Raw genomic sequence first — 14,456 nt, 5'->3', positions numbered from 1 at the left:
TTTTAAGAGCAAGTTGAATAACCGTAATATTCTGTACTGTTGCTATCACTACACACTCGCACGCGAGCAGATAAAGTGTGAGAAATAAGTTTTAAGACTTTTGATGATTCACCAACAGGATGAAACTTCAAGCTTCCTGATGATGGTCGGCCATAAACGTCGTCAAAACTGATTTGGTCTGAATCGTAGCTAGGTGTAACGACAATACCGTCATACGGCTTACCTGATAAAGAGAACAACACAGTCCCAGCCCCCTCAGCTCCGTTATCTGTCAAATCAATACGCCAGTTTCCGTCACTAGATGAACTCCCAGACATGATGATGTGTGCCCAAAGTCTTTCACGCCGTAATACTGCTTCAGACTTGCCTTCAATAACAAAGCCATGCAATTCATTAGCTAAGCGCTGCATTTTGTTGGTTTCAAAAACATTTTGGAAAGATGGAGCTGCAAACGCCAATATAATACTCAGTACAGCAACAGTAATAAGAAGCTCCAACAACGTAAACCCGCGAGGCATTTCCCAAATTCCTATGTAAACGGCAAAAGGGCCGTAATTCATCTTGCACAGATGCTATCACCTGCCAAAAATAGGCGGAAAAGTGAAAAGGAAACTACTCGTGATGATTCGAATTTCTCGCTGTAACAGCTACAAAAAAAGATTGGGAGGGATGACATTGATCGAATTACTGGTAGCTGTAGTGATTGTCGGGATCATTGCGGCTGTCGCCTACCCTTCTTACACCAATCATGTAATCAAGTCTCATAGGGCGGTTGCCTTGAGCGATCTTAGTCGAATTCAGCTAGAGCTAGAGACATCTTATGATGGTGGGTACGACTGGAGTCATATTATCTCTGGAGGCACATGCACTCTATGCGATTCAGACACAGATAGATTTTCTTTCGATATTGCTAGCTCTGCAAGTACGGCCTATACCATTACAGCAACAGCAAAATCACCTCTTGGACAAGACGACGACGAGTGCTTGACTGGTTCTAAAACGATTACTTTAACGTCAACAAATGTCGAAGAACCAAGTGATTGCTGGAACTAGCAAGAACACCGAGATGCAAAAAGGCCTGCATTTTAGCAGGCCTTTGTATTTGTTTTTTTCACTAACGTCTTAGCTGGTTAAATCATCAAAGAACTTTTTCACACCGTTGAAAAAGCCTTCTGATTTAGGCTTGTGCTTTGTCGCCGCTTCACCACCACAAGACTCTTCAAACTCTTTGAGCAGTTCTTTTTGGCGTGAGCTTAGATTTACTGGTGTTTCGACAACCAACTTCACAATAAGATCACCAACACCGCCACCGCGAACGCCTTTCACACCTTTACCACGCATGCGGAACATACGACCTGTTTGCGTTTCTGAAGGTACTTTTAGGCTTACGCGACCATCTAGAGTTGGTACTTCAACTTCACCACCTAGAGCTGCCATCGCAAAGCTTACTGGCACTTCACAGTATAGGTTGTTGCCATCACGCTCGAAGATATGGTGCTCTTTCACGTGCACTTGTACATACAAGTCGCCAGCAGGCGCCCCCATTTCTCCCGCTTCACCTTCGCCAGATAGACGAATACGGTCGCCAGTATCAACACCTGCAGGGATCTTAACGTTAAGTGTTTTTGTTTTCTGCTTACGACCTTGACCATGACACTCATTACAAGGGTCTTTAATGATTTTACCTTTACCGTGACAGGTAGGACAGGTTTGTTGCACTGCGAAGAAGCCTTGGCGCATCTGTACTTGACCATGACCATGACAGGTGCCACATGTTTCAGCAGATGAACCTTTCTTCGCGCCACTACCATCACAGGTATCACAGTGTACTAGTGTCGGTACTTCGATCTCCTTCGTTACACCACGAACCGCTTCTTCTAGCGTCAATTCCATGTTGTAACGTAGGTCAGCACCTCGCTGGGCACGGTGGCCACCACCGCCACGACGACCACCACCAAAGATGTCACCGAATACATCGCCAAAGATGTCGCCGAAATCAGCACCGCCGCCGCCAAAGCCGCCGCCACCGAAACCACCGCCGCCTTGTTCAAAAGCAGCATGACCGTATTGGTCGTACGCCGCTTTCTTTTGAGGGTCGGTCAGAACTTCGTACGCTTCTTTTACTTCTTTAAACTTGTCCGCCGCAGAATCATCACCCTGGTTTCGGTCTGGGTGGAATTTCATCGCTAGACGCTTATACGCCTTTTTGATATCGCGCTCTGAGGCATCACGGCTTACGCCTAATACTTCGTAAAAATCACGTTTTGACATGTTCTTCGTCACCAGTTAATTACTACAAACGGCATCGATTCACCGCTTGGTGTTTGTATCGTTCTAGGTAAGTGCACTTGTCTGCAACATACTTAACTAGAAAGACAGCGTTTACAAACAGACGGGCGTAAGAGTTGCCCCAAACGCCCGCACACGAAGTCTTATCGACCCCAGATGGCTTATGCAGCCATCTGGTTAAGAAATATTATTTCTTGTCGTCTTTAACTTCTTCGAACTCAGCATCTACAACGTCGTCTTCTTTAGACTGTGCACCTGCGTCAGCACCTTGTGCTTGCTGCGCTTGAGCTTGTTGTTGAGCGATTTCCATCAGCTTTTGAGAAGCAGTCATTAGTGCTTGAACTTTAGCATCGATAGCTTCTTTGTCTTCGCCTTTACGTGCTGTTTCTAGCTCAGAAATTGCTGCTTCAATCTTCTCTTTCTCTTCTGCAGGTAGCGCTTCACCAGCTTCTTCTACTTGCTTACGAGTACCGTGAATCATTTGGTCAGCTTGGTTACGTGCAGTTGCTAGCTCTTCGAACTTCTTGTCCGCTTCTTTGTTAGCTTCTGCTTCTTGAACCATTTTCTCGATGTCTTCATCGCTTAGACCGCCAGAAGCTTGGATAGTGATCTTCTGCTCTTTACCAGTCTGCTTGTCTTTCGCAGATACGTGTAGGATACCATCCGCATCAAGGTCAAAAGTAACCTCGATTTGTGGCATACCACGTGGTGCAGGCTGGATGCCTTCTAGGTTAAATTGGCCTAGAGACTTGTTGTACATCGCTTGCTTACGCTCACCTTGTAGAACGTGGATAGTTACCGCGCTCTGGTTGTCTTCCGCTGTAGAGAAAACTTGGTTCGCTTTAGTTGGGATAGTTGTGTTCTTCTCAACTAACTTAGTCATCACGCCACCCATTGTCTCGATACCTAGAGACAGTGGAGTTACGTCTAGTAGTAGTACGTCTTTAACGTCACCAGCAAGTACACCACCTTGAACTGCAGCACCCATTGCTACTGCTTCGTCAGGGTTTACGTCACGGCGCGCTTCTTTACCAAAGAACTCAGCAACTTTCGCTTGAACCATTGGCATACGAGTCTGACCACCAACTAGGATTACGTCAGTGATGTCGTTTACTGATAGGTCAGCGTCAGCTAGAGCTACTTTTAATGGCTCAAGAGAGCGTTGTACTAGGTCTTCAACTAGAGATTCTAGTTTTGCACGAGTCACTTTAATGTTCATGTGCTTAGGACCAGTTGCATCTGCAGTAACGTAAGGTAGGTTTACGTCTGTTTGAGAAGTAGAAGAAAGCTCGATTTTCGCTTTCTCTGCTGCTTCTTTAACACGCTGCATTGCTAGTGGGTCGTTCTTAAGGTTGATGCCTTGCTCTTTGTTGAACTCATCAACCAAGTAGTTGATTAGACGGTTATCAAAGTCTTCACCACCTAGGTGAGTATCACCGTTAGTTGCCAGAACTTCGAATGTTTTCTCGCCTTCAACTTCATCAATTTCGATGATTGAAATATCGAATGTACCACCACCAAGGTCGTATACCGCGATAGTGCGATCGCCGCCTTTCTTATCTAGACCGTAAGCTAGTGCAGCTGCCGTTGGTTCGTTGATGATACGTTTAACTTCTAGACCTGCGATACGGCCAGCATCTTTTGTCGCTTGACGCTGAGCATCGTTAAAGTAAGCAGGTACTGTGATAACTGCGCCAGTTACTTCCTCACCAAGGAAGTCTTCAGCAGTTTTCTTCATTTTCTTAAGAACTTCAGCAGAAACCTGAGGAGCTGCCATTTTTTGGCCTTTCGCTTCTACCCAAGCATCACCGTTGTCAGCCTTAACGATTTTATAAGGCATGATTTCGATGTCACGCTGAACTTCTTCGTCTTCAAAACGACGACCGATTAGACGCTTAATTGCAAATAGCGTGTTTTCTGGGTTAGTTACTGCTTGACGTTTCGCTGGTTGACCTACTAGCGTCTCACCGTCAGTGTAAGCAATAACCGATGCAGTAGTACGTTCGCCCTCTGCGTTTTCAATTACACGTGGTTTGTCGCCGTCTAATACAGCAACACATGAGTTAGTAGTACCTAAGTCAATACCAATGATTTTACCCATCTGGCTATCTCCGAATAAATTCTATTTTCGTTTGGTTATAACCCCAATGTGGGGGGAGGAGAATCGGGTTTCAACCCTTGCTCACAAACAAAAATAATCAATGTTTGCTTCTCTATGCCACATAGATAAGGGCGGCAAAATGCTTTTCAAGGGCAGAATTAAAAAAAAGCGTCTTTTTTCGAAATTTATGTGTTTCTTTCTGATTAGTTGGGAACTCGTCACACTGCTGTAGCGCAACAAAACGTCATTTCCCAGATAAATTTATTTATGCCCGACTCTTCCTAAATAAAAAACGAGCTCATAAGAGCTCGCTTCAATATTAGGGTTAAAATAAATTATTCAAGGTATTAGGCGTTCGCTTGAGCAGGCTCAGCATCAACACCTTCTTCTTTACCTATCTCACCTTCTGTTTTTGCAACAATGGTGTTCACTGCCGTGTCGCCGACAACGTTAGATGATGTACAGAACATATCATTAATACGGTCGACCGCTGCAATGATTGCCAAACCTTCAGGTGGTAAACCTAGCTGGTGAAGCAAAACGCCTACCATTACCACGCCGCCCCCAGGAACGCCGCCAGCACCAATAGATAACAGAAGAATAGTTAAGCCAAGTGTAAAGATGTCTGCGGTGTTAATTGGCTGGCCAAAAGCGTTCGCAACAAACATCGTTGCGAGAGCAATATAGATAGACACACCAGACATATTCATCGTTGCGCCCAGTGGTACACCGAAGCCAGCAACCGATTTAGAGACCTGAAGCTTTTCTGTCAGTGTGCGCATCGTTACCGGGATAGTCGCATTTGAGCTCGCGGTAGATAGAGAGAAAAGAATCTGCTCACGAGTTGCACGTAGGAAAGTCTTTGGAGAGGTTCCTGTCGCAATACTCACTGCCATTGGGTAGAAGAAGAAGATCCAGAACACCAACATCGCAACCACCAAAGCCACGTAACCGGCAACGGACATTAATGTATTGGCGTTTAGCGTTGCACCTAGTTGAATCATTAGTGCGAACACACCATATGGTGCAAGACTCATCACTAATCCAACCAATTTCATCATGATTTCATTTGCCATTTTGAATGTGCGAATAGCCGGGCCACCACGAGAATCCAAAGCTTGAATTGCAAGCCCCGTCAAAATTGCCATAAAGATGATTTGCAGCATGTCGCCGCTAGCAAACGCTTGTACAGGGTTGCTAGGAACAATGTTAACAACTAAAGAGAAAATGTCCGGCGTCTCTGTCGTTGTCAGTTGTACAGCCTCAGATACCGTTCCTGCTAGATTAGCGCCCGCTCCTGGCTGGAAGATCAAGCCGACAGTCAAAGCCGCCGTAATCGCAATGATGGTGTTAAGAATGTAAAGGGTAAAGGTTTTTCCACCAAGACGACCAAATGCACTGATGTCTTTCAAGTCAACAATGCCGCATACGATTGAAACGTAAACTAAAGGAACAACAAGCAATTTGATCAGTGAGACGAACATGCCGCCAACACCTTCTGCTGCTCCAAGTAGGTATGTATCAAAAATCGCAATACCGCTAAATAAGTACTGAATTGCTGTCCCCAGCACAAGGCCGGCAAACAAGCCTATAAAAATCTTACTAGAAAGCGATTTATCCATTATAAATCTCCAATATGTTGTGTTTACTATTTACATTTTTGTAGTTATATATGCTTACTTTTAAAGCATTAGTCGCAAATCATACACACCGAAGTTACAAAATAAAGTGATAATTTACATTTTTGTTAACGAAATTGTTTTAGAAAAAATGACTATATTTACATTCCTATGCAGAACAAACATTCACACAGCGAATGATTACAATCACTTATAGCCCTTTCCGTTAATAAACACGCAGCGAGATGAGAGAAAATCTCCTATAGGAAAATAATTAACCAATAGGAAAAAATATGAAGGGGATCAAATTTTCATTTATCGACACACAACGAAGTTCGATGCAGTCATTTATGTTTAAAACAAAAAAGCGCCCATCAAAAATGATGGGCGCTTTTATATTTAAAAAAAACAGGGAGTTAAAGTTACTTAGCAACCATTACCATTGCCGGACGAATCACACGGCCGTTTAGTTCGTAACCTTTTTGCATAACAAACATAACAGTGTTTGATTCATGATCAGGGCTCTCCTGAATCGACATCGCTTGATGGAACTCTGGATTGAATGCTTCACCTTCAGGGTTGATTGCTTTCAAGCCAAATTTCGCGACAACGTCTACAAACGTTTTATGTGTTAGTTCAACGCCTTCTAGGAACGGCTTCACAGTTTCATTCTCTGTATCTGCCGCTTGAATTGCACGCTCTAGGTTATCAATAACAGGAAGCAGCTCTTCTGCAAACTTGTTCAACGCAAACTTACGTGCTTTATCGATCTCTTGCTCAGTGCGACGACGCATGTTTTCTACTTCAGCTTTAGAACGCAACACCGCATCTTGTTGCTCTTTTACTTTTGCCTCGCTAGACAATAGTGCCGCTTCTAGTTGAGCAATCTTAGCGTCTGTCTCATCACCAAGCTCTTCAAGCTCAGCTTCAACTTCTTGTGCTTCAGCTTCTACTTTTTCAGCCTCTTCGATGATTTGATCAAGCTCTTCTTCTGTAACTTTGTTTTCTTCGTTGCTCATGATATCTCCAGAATTCAACATAATGCCCTTAAAGCCATGCGCGTTTTTGCGGGCTTTAACCACATAAAAATTCGCATATTTAGGTGACTTGCCATTATTATGGGGATGAAGATTCCTGATTCAAGCCTCTTTAATGCGGAAATGCTATGAAAAATCCATGTAACGTGATCGCGATTATCGGAAAACCAAGAGATCAACAAGCAATTCAAACTCATAAAGAGTTGTACCAATGGTTGACCTCTGAGGGCTATAAAGTATTCATTGACGATCGCCTTGCCGCAATACTGGATGATATCCCACAGAGTCAGTTTGCTAGCTTAGTTGAACTAGGAAAAAATGCCGATCTAGCCATTGTGGTTGGTGGCGATGGCAACATGCTAGGTGCAGCAAGAATTTTATCCCGATTTGATGTACCAGTTATAGGCGTGAACCGCGGAAATTTGGGCTTCTTAACTGACTTGAACCCAGACGACTTCCAAGCGTCTCTGCAAGCGGTACTCGACGGTGAGTATATTGAAGAGGAGCGTTTTCTTTTAGAGGCGGAAGTACACCGCCACGGACAAATAAAGAGCCATAACGCTGCGCTAAACGAAGCCGTACTTCACCCAGGGCAAATTGCTCATATGATTGAATTTGAAGTGTATATTGATGAAAGCTTCGCCTTCTCTTTACGGGCCGACGGTTTGATTGTCTCCACTCCGACTGGCTCGACGGCATATTCACTTTCTGGCGGCGGCCCAATTCTTTCTCCTAGCTTGAATGCCATTTCACTCGTGCCAATGTTCCCGCATACATTGTCGAGTCGACCTTTGGTGGTTGATGGAAAACGTCGAATTAAATTGGTGGTATCACCAGAAAACCGTGGAACACAAGAAGTTAGCTGTGATGGACAAGTCTCACTTCCAGTTACCCCTGGCGACGAAATTCACATCTATCAAAGTCCAAATGTACTAAAGCTCATCCATCCAAAAGACTACAGCTACTATCACGTCTTACGGAATAAGCTTGGCTGGTCTAGTAAATTGTTCTAACACTTGTTACTCAGGGCAATAACTTCAATAAAAAAGCCAGCAGCTTAATTGCTACTGGCTTTTGGCTTTCTTAGACAAGAAATAGACACAAAGTAGTGAGGCGACACGATATTTGTCATCATTAAAGAGAAGCTTATAAATTTTGATCCTGTGGGCAAACTTTACACAAAAGATAGAAAAGCAAATTCAATGATCTATGTCCGGTGATATTCTCACCATGAATAGAGTATTAACTCTATTTCATACAATCAATAAAGGACATATTATGAAGAAAACCATCATTCTGTCTGTTCTCAGTACATTAGCACTTATTGGCTGCCAATCAGAGGAAACGCAAGTCAACAGTGTGTCCAACGCAAAAGCGGAAGATATCACTAAGACGAAACGGGCCCTAGCTCAACAATTGAGTGAGAATTATGCTGCCATTGAACCCATGCTGAGAAGAGATATTACTCCGCAACAGACTAACGTGTCTGTATCAGCATTTGTTAAGCAAAACCCTAACTCAGAGTTCAGCCGCCAGCTTGTACAAGCTGACACTCAAATTCGTAGCTGGAAAGGTATTTCTGAATACTCTGATCAGTTGTTAGAAGTTCGCTTGGCAAATGAAGCCATGATAACAGCATGGCAAAGTGGCGAGGTCGAGCCATTATTTGCATTTGAACCAAGTGGTGATGATGAGAATTGGCAATACATCGAAGCATTTGATGTGTATGGCAACATCCATCAACTCGATGTTTACCAGCTCCCTGAGGTACCTGTACTTGTCGTTGATAACAATAGCTCTGCAGAGCTAAAAGCAGGCTTGCAAGCTATGCAAGCTGAGATGAAAAAACTCGGTCAACCAGCTTTAGTTCAACCATATATTGCTGATGAACAACGCCAAAATACACCGCTATTGTCAAGTAGCGCAGTGGGCGAAGCGGCTCCAATTCAAACCACGCAGTTGAAAAAGATCCGTCTAGCCGATGACAAAGAACCTTGGATCTCTGGCAAGGCAGAAATCTACGCTATCGTAACGGGCGTCAATCCAAGTCGTGATGAACCTACTCTCGATTTGGTGGAGCTTCCATACTTAGACTACGATAACCAAGATTACTATCCAAATCAGATCATTATTCACTGGTCTCGTTACCGCTGGGGTGCGGCAGACATTGTGCTCATGGAGCAAGATGACGGCACAGACTATAAACAATTGGCAAAACTCCTTGTTCAAGTTGCCGAAGAAGTATTGAAAGCGATTCCAGATCCAGAAGTTCAGGCTTACGCGATTATTCCGCAAATCACGAACAAGATCATCGACACTATCCCCGATGGTGTACTCACGAATGATGATGACTTCGTCGACGTTTACTACACTCTAATGCAAGACACTTCATACGTGGATCACCCAGGTGCAGGTGTGAATGCAGTCGTCACACTAGAACCACTAACGATTAACCCAACTCGTCCGTAACCTGTTCAACTTTAATGAGTCGTTGTAATCACATCGGCTCATTTTTCCCACTTCATCACAAAAAAACAGCCTACAAAGAAAATTTTCCTTACCCGACTTTACTGTATAAAGAAACAGTATATACTGTTCTCTTATACAGTATTGTTCAGTTATACAGGTAAATAAAATGCTGGCTCATCTAAGTGTTAATAATTTTGCGATTGTTAAGTCTTTACAACTCGAGCTTTCTAAGGGCATGACCACCATTACAGGTGAAACAGGCGCGGGTAAATCCATTGCTATTGATGCTTTAGGGCTCTGCTTAGGCGGACGAGCCGATGCCGGCATGGTGCGACAAGGTGAAGAGAAAACCGAAGTTAGCGCCGCTTTTTTATTGGACAACAACTTACATGCAACACGTTGGTTAGAAGATAACGATCTGCTAGATGGCAGTGAGTGTATTTTGCGTCGTATTATCACAAAAGAAGGCCGCTCAAGAGCCTTCATTAATGGTAGCCCTGTTCCACTATCACAGCTCAAATCTCTAGGGCAGCTACTTATCAATATCCATGGGCAGCACGCTCATCATCAATTGATGAAAAGTGAGCACCAAATGGCCATGCTCGACCAATATGCTGGGCATTTAAACCTACTAAAAAGCACACGAAGTGCTTACCAGCATTGGCGTCAGGCGGATAATAACCTCAAGCAGCTAAAAGAAAATAGCCAGCAAAACCAGGCGCAAAAACAGTTGCTTGAATACCAAATCAAAGAACTGAATGAGTTATCGCTAGGTGAAGAAGAATTTGCAGAGCTCGAGCAAGAGCACAAACGACTATCCAACAGTGGTGAACTCGCCACTACCTGTCAGCAAGCCATCGAACTTATTTACGAAGGTGAAGAAGTCAATGCGCTTGGTATTTTGCAATCGGCCAATCACTCCCTAATTCAATTAGCCGAATTAGATGAAAAGCTATCTGAGCTACCTAACATGCTGTCAGAAGCAATGATTCAACTTGAAGAAACGAAGAATGAATTACGCAGCTACTTAGATGGCATCGATGTTGATCCAGCTCGTATGGCTTATGTAGAAGAACGTTTTTCTAAAGTGATGTCTGTAGCTCGTAAACACCACGTAATGCCAGAAGAACTCTACCAGCATCATCAAGATCTTCTGGCCCAAGTAGAAGCGTTAGATTGCTCCGATGAACGTTTAGATGAACTTGCTCAAGAAGTAGAACACAAGTACCAAAGCTTTCTAACACAAGCAGAAAAACTGCACAAATCACGCAGCCGTTACGCAAAAGAACTGAACAAACTGATCACACAAAGCATGCACGAATTGAGCATGGAGAAAGCAGTATTCAGTATCGAAGTTAGCAATGACAACACGCACCCATCGCCGCTTGGCATGGACAGCGTGTGCTTCTTAGTATCGACCAACCCGGGACAACCATTACAACCTATAGCAAAAGTTGCGTCAGGCGGTGAGCTATCACGCATCTCTCTAGCGATCCAAGTGATCACCGCTCAGAAAGTAGATACACCAAGTTTAATCTTCGATGAAGTGGACGTAGGTATTAGTGGCCCAACAGCTGCCGTAGTGGGCAAAATGCTACGCAAGCTTGGCGAATCTACTCAGGTATTGTGTGTCACTCACCTCCCTCAAGTTGCCGGATGCGGCCATCAACAAATGTTTGTAGCTAAGCAAACCAAAGCAGGCCAAACCGAAACCCAAATGCACGCATTAGATGAACAACAACGTGTGGCAGAATTAGCTCGCTTACTTGGGGGTAGTCAAATAACCGACTCAACGTTGGCAAACGCAAAAGAACTGCTTATCGCCGCTTAATAAATCGACAAGGGATGAGAAATGGATATCAGAGCAATACACAAAACCAACTGCTTAGATCTCATCCCTATTTTTATTGAGTTAGAACATTACTACTTCAAAGAAAAAGCTTCATCAAAACACGATCTGGTCCATTATCTAAAGAACCAAGTTTTCTCTGAACATTCTGGCGTTCATATCATTGCGGTTTACGATAATGATGACGTCGTAGGCTTTGCATCTTATACCATCATGTTCCCTGCCCCAAAACTCTCAGGGCAGATGTACTTAAAAGATCTGTTCGTATCTTCGAAGGTTCGAGGAAAAGGGGTTGGTCTCAAGTTAATGAAGTATCTGGCATCTTTGGCGATCAAGTGTAGATGCCAAAGGTTGGACTGGACAGCTGAAAGTAGTAACCCTACCGCAGGTCAGTTTTACCGCTCAATTGGTGCAACACTAATTCATGAAAAAGAGTATTATCGTTTTTCAGGTGATGCATTACGCGAATTCGCCAAAACCGACTAACGAGTCACTAGGCTTTGCTCACCGCTGAAAGCGTCCATCACCCTACTTCCGATTGAAATTTGCTCTTCGTCACCTAACTAATACGTCATGTGGTGACATTTACCGCCTAATATCGGTGAATAAATGCAACTCAACTCAAAATTCGTTGTCAGATTGTCTACCATACGACGCATAGCTTTTTACATCTGCGTCGAGCTTGTTTATTATCAGCGCAGTATTTTAAAGGTTACTAAGAAATTATTATGCAATTAAAGAAGTGGTTAGTTGCCGTACCATTAGCAATGACATTGCTGACAGGATGTTCGGTATTGGAAAGACTGGTTTATCGTATTGATATCAACCAAGGCAACTATGTAGAACAAAGTGCGGTTGATAAATTAAAGTTTGGGATGACTAAAGCACAGGTTCGCTTCGTATTAGGGTCGCCAATGCTTATTGAAAACGGCTATCCAAACACTTGGTATTACATCTATCATCATACTCCTGGCCATGGCGAACCAGTACAGAAAGATCTGATTGTAAACTTTAATGACCAAGGCACACTCGCAGACATCAGTGGTGACTTTCCAAAAAGTGACGCATTTTACGAGCAAATTCAGTAAACTGACTTTTGCAAAAAAACCTCCCGTTTGGGAGGTTTTTTATTATATAGAAATCACGTTAGTCAAACTTTGAGTAACTCACATGAGCTATTGGGTTTATATTAATCCTGCTTATTTTTACGTACAGAACTAGGCTTGCCACCGGTGACTGGGTCTGCACTTCCCTCGGCTTTAGCCTGCTCCGCCCTTTTACGGCGAATCTCTTTCGGATCGGCGAGTAACGGACGATAAATCTCTATTCGGTCTCGATCTCGAACGGTCGCATCCAACTTCACGTTACGACTAAACACACCCACTTTGTTCTTGGACAAATCAATTTCAGGGTACAACTCCAATACACCGGATTGTCGAATGATCTCTTCTACCGTTGCGTGATTATTTACCACTAAGTTAAATACACGCTGTTCATGAGGAAGAGCATAGACAACCTCAACGTGAATCATATCTGACTCAATACTCATAACACTCGTAGACCTGTTTTGCGCGTTTAGTAAATGCATTTACCATATTACTAGTAAGCTCGTTAAAAATCTTACCGAAGGCCATCTCAATCATTTTACTTGAGAATTCAAACTCAAGCTTTAGTTCAACCTTGCAAGCTTGCTCATCTAGCGCGGTAAAAATCCAACCACCACGCAACGTCTTAAACGGGCCATCCACCAAGTTCATCATAATTGCCTGACCGGGGATCAACTCATTTGAAGTCGTAAACGTTTTGCTGATTCCAGCCTTCGCCACATCGACAGAAGCCACCATACCATTCCCCGAAGACTCAATGATTCTAGAGCCCGAGCAACCAGGCAGAAATTCAGGGTATTTAGCAACATCATTAACCAGATTGAACATCTGTTCGGCGCTAAAAGACACAAGCGCAGAACGGCTGACTTGCTTCATACATACTCCTATCGATACATGTACAGATTTAAAGCTACTCGCCAATTTTACTTTTATTCCACGATTGCGCAAATAAAAGGATTTCCTATCCGATATCCAACCCGTATAATGACGCTATTATGGCAAAGAAAAAAACGAAACAAAAAGCGGGTAGCAATACTATCGCGCTGAATAAAAAAGCTCGCCACGAGTATTTCATCGATGATGAAATCGAAGCTGGCTTGGAGCTCCAAGGTTGGGAAGTGAAAGCCCTTCGCCAAGGTAAAGCCAATATTTCTGAAAGTTACGTATTTATGCGTGACGGTGAAGCCTTTGTGAGTGGCATGACAATCACTCCTTTAAATCAGGCATCGACACACGTTGTGGCGAACCCTACACGTGTGCGTAAACTACTAATGAGTCGTCGTGAGCTGGATAATCTATTCGGACGTGTAAACCGTGAAGGTATGACATTAACGGCCCTCTCACTGTACTGGTCTCGCTCTTGGGTGAAACTAAAAATTGGCGTAGCAAAAGGTAAAAAGCTGCACGATAAACGTACGGATCTAAAAGAAAAAGACTGGGCAAGAGAAAAAGCACGCGTAATGAAGAGCGCGCTGCGTTAATCTTGACCACTTAAACGCATAGTACTGGACAGCCAATGCTTTTCTGTTACTATGCGAATATTACCTGGGGCTGATTTAGGATTCGACGGGAATTCAGAAGTCTGAGGTGCATGCCGAGGTGCGGTAGGCCTCGTTAACAAACCGCAAAAAAATAGTCGCAAACGACGAAAACTACGCACTAGCAGCTTAATAACCTGCTAAGAGCTCTCTCGCCCTAGCTTCCGCACGTAAGACGGGGATCAACGAGGGATCAAACCCAAACGCGCTAGCCCGGATTCTCCCGCCTGAGAGATGAACGGCGAATTTTAATTCAGGCTAGTCATTCATTAGCGTGTCGGTTCGCAGGTGGGTGGCGAAATTAAAGATCGACTAAGCATGTAGTACCAATGATGAACGGTTTTCGGACGCGGGTTCAACTCCCGCCAGCTCCACCAATCACTAGTAACGGGACGTCTCAGGACGTCCCGTTTTCTTTTCTAAACCCTTGTCCTATCTAGCTTTAAGT

The 14,456-nt window shown here is 43.8% G+C and carries 14 protein-coding genes and 1 other RNA gene; 8 read left to right on the top strand and 7 right to left on the bottom strand.

The window, feature by feature from the left end:
- Positions 1 to 2 precede the first annotated feature (2 nt).
- Positions 3 to 518, bottom strand: a complete 516-nt coding sequence (locus R7Z47_RS15545) for a GspH/FimT family pseudopilin (protein ID WP_064353664.1) — start codon at positions 516 to 518, stop codon at positions 3 to 5.
- A 103-nt stretch (positions 519 to 621) separates the two neighbouring features.
- Here R7Z47_RS15545 and R7Z47_RS15540 point away from each other — a divergent pair, with 103 nt between their 5' ends.
- Entirely contained in the window at positions 622 to 1,053 is a 432-nt protein-coding gene (locus tag R7Z47_RS15540; protein WP_213901735.1) for a type IV pilin protein, read from the top strand.
- A 69-nt stretch (positions 1,054 to 1,122) separates the two neighbouring features.
- Here the strand turns inward: R7Z47_RS15540 and dnaJ are convergent, their stop codons facing one another.
- The 4 genes from dnaJ to grpE form a co-directional block, all read right to left on the bottom strand.
- A complete protein-coding gene (gene dnaJ / locus R7Z47_RS15535; protein ID WP_005381620.1) occupies positions 1,123 to 2,271 on the bottom strand; it encodes a molecular chaperone DnaJ in 1,149 nt (382 codons plus the stop codon).
- Positions 2,272 to 2,476: 205 nt separating this feature from the next.
- Positions 2,477 to 4,390, bottom strand: a complete 1,914-nt coding sequence (gene dnaK, locus R7Z47_RS15530; RefSeq protein WP_005381623.1) for a molecular chaperone DnaK — start codon at positions 4,388 to 4,390, stop codon at positions 2,477 to 2,479.
- 347 nt (positions 4,391 to 4,737) lie between these two features.
- Positions 4,738 to 6,012: a dicarboxylate/amino acid:cation symporter gene (locus R7Z47_RS15525; RefSeq protein WP_005381625.1), complete on the bottom strand. Its 1,275-nt coding sequence runs from the start codon at positions 6,010 to 6,012 to the stop codon at positions 4,738 to 4,740.
- A 419-nt stretch (positions 6,013 to 6,431) separates the two neighbouring features.
- The gene (gene grpE, locus R7Z47_RS15520) at positions 6,432 to 7,028 is read right to left on the bottom strand and encodes a nucleotide exchange factor GrpE (RefSeq protein ID WP_021034134.1); all 597 of its coding nucleotides are present in this window, start codon (positions 7,026 to 7,028) and stop codon (positions 6,432 to 6,434) included.
- 146 nt (positions 7,029 to 7,174) lie between these two features.
- Between grpE and nadK the strand changes: the two genes are divergently transcribed.
- From nadK to bamE, 5 genes are all read left to right on the top strand, one after another.
- Positions 7,175 to 8,059: an NAD(+) kinase gene (gene nadK / locus R7Z47_RS15515; protein ID WP_005381631.1), complete on the top strand. Its 885-nt coding sequence runs from the start codon at positions 7,175 to 7,177 to the stop codon at positions 8,057 to 8,059.
- A 265-nt stretch (positions 8,060 to 8,324) separates the two neighbouring features.
- Positions 8,325 to 9,515: a DUF3103 domain-containing protein gene (locus R7Z47_RS15510; RefSeq protein ID WP_005383752.1), complete on the top strand. Its 1,191-nt coding sequence runs from the start codon at positions 8,325 to 8,327 to the stop codon at positions 9,513 to 9,515.
- A gap of 166 nt (positions 9,516 to 9,681) precedes the next feature.
- Positions 9,682 to 11,346 (top strand): DNA repair protein RecN, encoded by a 1,665-nt coding sequence (gene recN / locus R7Z47_RS15505; RefSeq protein WP_005383750.1) that lies wholly within the window; start codon positions 9,682 to 9,684, stop codon positions 11,344 to 11,346.
- Between the two features lie 21 nt (positions 11,347 to 11,367).
- Positions 11,368 to 11,850, top strand: coding sequence for a GNAT family N-acetyltransferase (locus R7Z47_RS15500; RefSeq protein WP_086046555.1), 483 nt, complete (start codon positions 11,368 to 11,370; stop codon positions 11,848 to 11,850).
- 242 nt (positions 11,851 to 12,092) lie between these two features.
- Positions 12,093 to 12,452 (top strand): outer membrane protein assembly factor BamE, encoded by a 360-nt coding sequence (bamE, locus tag R7Z47_RS15495; RefSeq protein WP_017820585.1) that lies wholly within the window; start codon positions 12,093 to 12,095, stop codon positions 12,450 to 12,452.
- A gap of 101 nt (positions 12,453 to 12,553) precedes the next feature.
- Here the strand turns inward: bamE and R7Z47_RS15490 are convergent, their stop codons facing one another.
- Together R7Z47_RS15490 and R7Z47_RS15485 are read right to left on the bottom strand one after the other, a co-directional pair.
- Positions 12,554 to 12,913, bottom strand: coding sequence for an RnfH family protein (locus R7Z47_RS15490; protein ID WP_005381640.1), 360 nt, complete (start codon positions 12,911 to 12,913; stop codon positions 12,554 to 12,556).
- The gene (locus R7Z47_RS15485; protein ID WP_005381641.1) at positions 12,903 to 13,346 is read right to left on the bottom strand and encodes an SRPBCC family protein; all 444 of its coding nucleotides are present in this window, start codon (positions 13,344 to 13,346) and stop codon (positions 12,903 to 12,905) included. The genes R7Z47_RS15490 and R7Z47_RS15485 overlap by 11 nt, the downstream gene beginning before the upstream one ends.
- A gap of 119 nt (positions 13,347 to 13,465) precedes the next feature.
- Here R7Z47_RS15485 and smpB point away from each other — a divergent pair, with 119 nt between their 5' ends.
- Both smpB and ssrA read left to right on the top strand, forming a co-directional pair.
- Complete coding sequence (smpB, locus tag R7Z47_RS15480) at positions 13,466 to 13,951, top strand: SsrA-binding protein SmpB (RefSeq protein ID WP_005381642.1); 486 nt, start codon at positions 13,466 to 13,468, stop codon at positions 13,949 to 13,951.
- A gap of 66 nt (positions 13,952 to 14,017) precedes the next feature.
- Positions 14,018 to 14,385: a transfer-messenger RNA gene (ssrA, locus tag R7Z47_RS15475) on the top strand.
- Positions 14,386 to 14,456: the final 71 nt, after the last annotated feature.

Origin of the sequence: Vibrio sp. 1641 (assembly GCF_033339995.1) — a bacterium.
Classification (GTDB): Bacteria; Pseudomonadota; Gammaproteobacteria; order Enterobacterales; family Vibrionaceae; genus Vibrio; species Vibrio alginolyticus.
The sequence above is the reverse complement of the archived record's forward strand: the minus strand, read 5'-3'. Positions and strand labels throughout refer to the sequence as shown.